This is a genomic window from thiotrophic endosymbiont of Bathymodiolus puteoserpentis (Logatchev) (assembly GCF_900127505.1).
Taxonomy (GTDB): domain Bacteria; phylum Pseudomonadota; class Gammaproteobacteria; order PS1; family Pseudothioglobaceae; genus Thiodubiliella.
Genome location: NZ_UEXF01000069.1, coordinates 98,906 through 101,567 on the forward strand (window position 1 = coordinate 98,906; position 2,662 = coordinate 101,567).

Genomic DNA, 2,662 nt, shown 5'->3' on the forward strand with positions numbered 1-2,662 from the left:
TAGATGTATCCAAATCTGTCGGTTTGTTGTCATGGTATCTTGGAATAAAGTATCCTGGCCATCTACGGATTGAGACATAACTGCTTTTTACCACATTGCGAGATAAATAAATTAGATCAGATGCTGTTTCTCCCAACCCTATGAAAACAACCGCCTTATCTTTTAAGCTAGATACATCTTTGAGGTCTGAACTGCGTATAATTTCGCCAGAGAAATTTTGTTTGTTTTTTAGGGGGATTTCTTTGGACTTTTGATTAGTGCCAGTACAAATAGTCAAATAGTCAAAAGTATTTGTTTTTACTTTTCCATTATGTTCAAAGTCAATATTCCATTGACCATTTATATTGCTTATTTTTTTAACAGTATTGTTAAAATGTATTAACTTTAATATATTATTTTTCTTTGCGTAATTATTTAAATAATTAACATATTCTGTTGCCCGCCACATTTTTAAGTTATTGCAATTTATTTCTGGAGGAAAATCACTAAAACTAACTAAAAAAGGATTGTTGACCAAGGTTAAATCTTGATAACAGTTTGCAAATACACCGCCAATATCGCTAGATTTTTCAAAAATTTTTATATCAATATTCGGATTGTTTTCTTGAATTTCTTTTGCAGTGCAAAGCCCAGAAGGTCCTGCTCCAATAATGCACATTTTGATTTTATTTTGCATCAACCCTCCTTAAGATTAACTTTTTCTGGGAATGTAATTGAGTATTTATAATCTAAAAATTTTTGAAATTCATCAAAATGGGCGTCAATTATATGCAAGGACTTACTCCAAGTTTCATCATCAAGTTCTTCTTGTTCAAAAATTGATAAATCAATGGCATTATCTACCTCACTATCAATGTGTTGATCACCAAAGTAGTGTAATTTTTCTCCGGTTTCTTTTTCATACAACTCAGCAACATATTTAGTTGTGTTAAAAAATATTTTTACTGTGGCCTCTCCAGACTCCAATGCAGCTATTTTTAAAAAAACATTATCTCCACACATTTGAGCTCTAGCAATAGCATGGTACATATAATTTCTAATAGGTGCACCGCTATCTAGCCAAATCATATTCATAGCATCACCATAATTCTTAACATTGTTATAAAGCCCTAAAGTTTTTAAATCACCCTTTAACATATCCCAATGCGTACTATCTATTTCAGCATGTGCATTAATTGCTTTTTGCATATTGTTTTTTGGATCTTTAGAGAAATAAAACATCTGATTTATATCTCTAAATGTCATTGAAAGATGAACAAACAAAGGCGCCCATATATGCATTTTTTCAATAACATCTGCCTGATTAATTGTATGAATATCCTTGAATAATTTGTGACACAAGGTGTTTTTTTTATGTTTATTAATTGCGCTAAATACTCTTTTCATTTTAACCGTCCTAATATTGTTAATTATTTAATGAGACCTTTGCATAAATAAGGGTGATTGGTAAAATCTAATTTTTGCCCATTTGGTGATTTCTTTAAACCTTGTCCTAGCAGGGCTAATGCTGGATTTACCCCCCTAGAGGGCTGCCGAGTGTCGCTGAAAAAATCGCCAAGTGGGTGAAAAGTGAGTTTCTGATGATTGTTCCTATTTATGCAAAGGTCTCTTAAGGTACTGTGAGTACCTCCATTTTCCGTACGACTCTTAACTTACTTAGAGTCATCTTATCACGCCACATTTACCTTTGATGGTATTCCGCCTAAGACAAAATGTGGTCGTTTATTATTATAAACACATAACCGTTGTATGGTTATGTATTTTACTTGTTGGGCTGAATTGAATAAATGCAGATTCAAGCGCTCCTGCCTTGCTGTTTGATTAAATCTCTCAATAATAGGCATTTTGAGTTGGTTTGTCTGGTTGGATATATTTAATTTCAATGCCACGCAACTAAACACGCTAACGATTAAATAACCCGTCTTGCTGGCATAGATAAATCCACATCAATACTGAATCCTTCATGGTTGCAATCACCAACCAGATAGAGTGATTTGTTAAGGCTTTTAAATCGTTAGAGACCTTTGCATAACCCAACCAAAAAACCACCAACCTGATAAAATAACACCCATCTAAAACAACCATAAAACACCCAAAATGTCTTGGAAAAATATCCAACAAAATTCATTTGCAGATTCTCTTGTTATTGAACATAAATCTCTATCAGAACTAGACGATGTGCATAACATCATTAACTGGGGCGAGATAGAACAAACACTATCAAATCTTTATACCTCCAAAACAGGTGCAAGCGCCTATCCACCCATAATGATGTTTAAAATCCTAATTCTTCAGGCTTGGTATGCGCTTAGCGATGAAGCCTTAGAAAAACAAATTGCTAGAGATTTAATGTTCAGACGCTTCATTGATTTAAGTTTAAGCGAAGCAGTGCCAGACCATTCCACCATTTGGCGTTTTAGACAATTACTCAATACTGAAAATTTGCTAGAAGCACTACTAGAACAAATCAATCATCATTTAGAACAAAACAGTATTATTGTTTCTCTAGGTTCAATCAACATTATTGATGCCACCGTCATTGAAGCTAAAGTGTCCAGTTCCACCACGTTATTCCAGTTTGAGCATTTGAATCAATAATTCTCAAGCCACTTACAATCGTCATTTTAAGGGTTTGAGTTTTTGCTTGCAAAAAGCTAAAAAA

General features: G+C 33.5%; 4 protein-coding genes. 1 reads left to right on the top strand and 3 read right to left on the bottom strand.

Features of this window, described 5'->3' with window-relative positions:
* The 3 genes from BHECKSOX2_RS08370 to BHECKSOX2_RS10630 form a co-directional block, all read right to left on the bottom strand.
* Positions 1–676, bottom strand: a 676-nt coding sequence (locus tag BHECKSOX2_RS08370; protein ID WP_180323724.1) for an NAD(P)-binding domain-containing protein, incomplete at its 3' end; no start/stop codon positions are given.
* Positions 676–1,386 (bottom strand): hypothetical protein, encoded by a 711-nt coding sequence (locus BHECKSOX2_RS08375; protein ID WP_139683206.1) that lies wholly within the window; start codon positions 1,384–1,386, stop codon positions 676–678. The genes BHECKSOX2_RS08375 and BHECKSOX2_RS08370, both read right to left, overlap by 1 nt.
* 284 nt (positions 1,387–1,670) lie before the next feature.
* Entirely contained in the window at positions 1,671–1,844 is a 174-nt protein-coding gene (locus tag BHECKSOX2_RS10630) for an integrase core domain-containing protein (protein WP_425356619.1), read from the bottom strand.
* A 253-nt stretch (positions 1,845–2,097) separates the two neighbouring features.
* Between BHECKSOX2_RS10630 and BHECKSOX2_RS08385 the strand changes: the two genes are divergently transcribed.
* Positions 2,098–2,598, top strand: a complete 501-nt coding sequence (locus BHECKSOX2_RS08385; protein ID WP_139683208.1) for a transposase — start codon at positions 2,098–2,100, stop codon at positions 2,596–2,598.
* Positions 2,599–2,662: the final 64 nt, after the last annotated feature.

Bases quoted from the DNA above. Each gene is read 5' to 3' on its own strand.
- BHECKSOX2_RS10630 (WP_425356619.1), bottom strand. From the start codon at position 1,844: ATGCCTATTATTGAGAGATTTAATCAAACAGCAAGGCAGGAGCGCTTG.
- BHECKSOX2_RS08385 (WP_139683208.1), top strand. From the start codon at position 2,098: ATGTCTTGGAAAAATATCCAACAAAATTCATTTGCAGATTCTCTTGTT.
- BHECKSOX2_RS08375 (WP_139683206.1), bottom strand. From the start codon at position 1,386: ATGAAAAGAGTATTTAGCGCAATTAATAAACATAAAAAAAACACCTTG.